The sequence below is a fragment of the Streptomyces triticagri genome, from assembly GCF_003429565.1.
Taxonomy (GTDB): domain Bacteria; phylum Actinomycetota; class Actinomycetes; order Streptomycetales; family Streptomycetaceae; genus Streptomyces; species Streptomyces triticagri.
Map to the genome: position 1 here is coordinate 1 of NZ_QUAK01000161.1, position 3,317 is coordinate 3,317.

The window sequence follows — 3,317 nt, forward strand, 5'->3', positions numbered from 1 at the left end:
AGCAGGCCCGCGTTCCGCTGCTGCGGCGCCTCCGGATCCAGCGGCAGATACGCACCACCGGCACCCAGCACACCCAACACCCCACCAATGAACGGCACTCCGGGGTCGGCCAGCATGCCGACGATCGTGCCGACCTCGGCGCCCTCGCCGGTCAGGGCGGTGCTCAGCCCGCCCGCCAGCTCGACGAGGCGGCGGTAGCTGACCGAGCCGTTGGGGTCGGTGACGGCGATGGCGTCCGGGGTGCGGGCGGCGACGGTGCGCACCCGCTCGACCACCCCGACGCTCTCCTCCTCCTGCGTCGGGTCCCAGCTGCCCAGCACACCGTCGGTCGCGCCCGGCAGCAGCACGTCGACCTGGGCGAGACGCCGGTCGGGCTCGGCGGCCACCGTGCGCAGCAGCTGCAGGAAGCGGGCACCGACCAGCTCCACCTCGATCCGGTCGAACAGGTCCGTGGCGTAGTCCAGACGCAGGCCGAGCGCCTCGCCGGGGAAGACCGCCATGGACAGCGGGTGGTGGCGGGCGTCCTGGGCCTCGGTGTGCACCACGCGGACCGCGTCGCCCGCGGCGCCGCCGGAGCCGTCGAAGGGGAAGTTCTCGAAGAGCAGTACGGTGTCGAAGAGTTCGCCGTTCGCCCCGGTCACCGAGGTGAGCCCGGCCGCGCGGTGGATCTCGGCGAGCCCCAGGTGCTCGTGCGGCAGCAGCTGCGTCTGCTGCTCCTGCAGCGCGCCGAGCAGCTCGGCCAGGGTGGCTCCCGGGGTGAGCCGGGCCCGCACGGGCACGGTGCTCAGGAAGTTGCCGATCATCGACTCGACGCCGGGCACCTCGGCCGGACGGCCCGAGGTCACCGCTCCGAACACCACGTCCTGGCGCCCGGTGAGCCGGCCGAGCAGCAGCGCCCAGCAGCCCTGCACCACGGCGTTCATGGTCAGGCCGCGGCCCCGGGCCAATGTGTCGAGTTCAGCGGTCAGTTCGGCCGGCACCTCGAGGCGAACCGAGTCCGGGAGGCCGGGGACGCGGTCCGGTGCGGCGGGCTTGAGGAGCGTGGGCTCCTCGACGTCGGCGAGCGCCTCGCGCCAGGCCGTACGGGCGGCCTCGCGGTCCTGGGCGACCAGCCAGCTCAGATAGTCGCGGTAGGCGACCGGGTCCGGCAGGGCGGCGCTCGCGCCGTCGGTGCAGAGCGCGAACAGTTCACGCATCAGCAGCGGCATCGACCAGCCGTCGACCAGGATGTGGTGCGTCGTCCAGATGAAGCGGTAGCGGTCCTCGCCGTGCTTGACCAGTGTGAACCGCAGCAGCGGCGGGCGCCGCAGATCGAACCTGCGGGTGCGCTCCTGCTCGGTGACCGCCTCCAGGGCCGCGGCCCGCTCGCGCTCCGCGAGTGCGGTCAAGTCCTCTTCGTACCAGGGGAGTTCGATCTCGTCCGGGATGAGCTGGACGGGCTCGCCCGCCTCGCGGGCACGGAAGCAGGCGCGCAGGTTCGGGTGCCGGCGCAGCAGTTCCCGGCCCGCCTCGCGCAGGGCCGCGGCGTCCACCGGGCCTTCGAGGTCCGTGACGATCTGCAGGGTGTAGACGTCCACCGCACCGTCGTCACCTCCGGCGGCGCGCGCGTCGTCGGCCAGCTCGGCGTGGAACAGCATGCCCTGCTGGAGCGGCGTCAGCGGCAGCACGTCGGCCGGCGCGGGAGCGCCGGGCAGCTGGGCGAGTTCGGCACCGTACGTGTCGATCTCGTCCTGCCCCACCGACACGAGCGGCAGGTCGTACGGGGTGAGTCCGCCGAGCCGCGCGCCGTGCGTGGCCAGGACCCCGAGGGCGCGGAACCAGGTGTCCGCCACATCGGCGGCGTCCTCCTCGGACACCGCGTCGCCCGCCCACGTCCAGTTGGCGATCAGATGCGGACCGTCGGGGCGGTCCTCGGTCGCGGGAGTGACGTCGAGCAGATGCGGCAGCGGCATGCCGGGGTGGGCACCGGTGCCGACCACTCCGTCGCCGCCGGCCGGCTCCCACAGGGCGAGCTCGCGGGTGTCGAAACGGCCCATGTAGTTGAAGCCGATCTGGGGACGCGGATGGCGGGACAGGACACGGGCCGCATGCGGGTTCAGATAGCGGAGCAGGCCGAAACCCACGCCCTTGTCCGGGAGTTGGCGCAGCTGCTCCTTGACCGCCTTGAGTGCGGCACCGAGCGCGGGCCCGCCGGCCCACAGCTCGTCCCAGTCGAGGTCGCCGACGTCGAGACGTACCGGAAACGCGCTGGTGAACCAGCCCACGGTCCGGGAGAGGTCCAGGTCGTCGGCGAGCTGCTCACGGCCGTGCCCCTCCAGTTCGATGAGGGTGCCCGAGAAACGTGCGTGCCGGTGCCGGCGCCGCCAGTCCGCGACCGCGAGGGCGAATCCGGTGAGCAGGACGTCGTTGACCTCGGCGTGGAAGGCGGCGGGCACCTCGGACAGGAGCGGCGCCGTGAGGTGCGGGGGCAGCTCGAGACGGAGGCTGCGCCGGCCGGCGTACACGTCCTTCGCCGGGTCGAGCCGCCGGGTGCCGACCAGCGGGTCGGGCCCCTCCGACATGCGCTGCCAGAAGGCGACTTCGCCGCCGCGTGCGGCGGTGCGGGACTGCTCGACGAGCAGCTGCGACCAGCCGCGGTACGAAGTGCCGACCGGCTCCAGTGCGCGGCCCGCGACGGCGTCGGCGAGGTCGGGCAGCAGGATGCGCCAGGAGACACCGTCGATGACGAGGTGGTGGGCGGAGATCACCAGCCGGTCGGTGTCCTCGGTGGCACCGGTGCGGATCAGCACCGCCTGCACCATCACTCCGGCCGACGGGTCGAGCCTGACCCGGGCGGCGGCGGCCTGGCCGTCGGCGTATGAGTCCAGGTCCCGTACCGAGGAGGCGTCCGCCTCGACGACCAGCGGTACGCCGGCGACTGACCCCGGGGCCGGCACCTCGAGCTGCCACAGGCCGGGGGACGGTTCGTGCGCGCGGGTGCGCAGGGCGTCGTGGTGGTCGACGACGGTGTGCAGTGCGGCGTCGAGCTCGGCGAGCGGGATGCCCGCGGGGACCCGGACCACGACGTGCTGACTGTAGCGCCGCACCGGGCCGTCGAGCGTCTCGGTGTCTTCGTGCAACTGGGCGGCGATCGGCGTCAGTTCGAGGACACCGATGCCCTGGTCCGGGTCGGCGGGTGCGGTGGACTCCGGTGCCACGGTGGCGAGTTGGGCGAGTGCGGCGACGGTCTTGTGGGTGAACACATCCCGCGTGGTCAGGGACAGTCCCGCCTTACGAGCCCGCGCCACCACCTGGATCGACCGGATACTGTCCCCGCC

1 protein-coding gene is annotated in these 3,317 nt (G+C 73.2%); it reads right to left on the minus strand.

Translation table 11 applies throughout. From position 1 onward, the window contains the following. Window positions 1-3,317: condensation domain-containing protein (locus DY218_RS25450; RefSeq protein WP_147336166.1), on the minus strand; the 3,317-nt coding region annotated here is incomplete at both ends.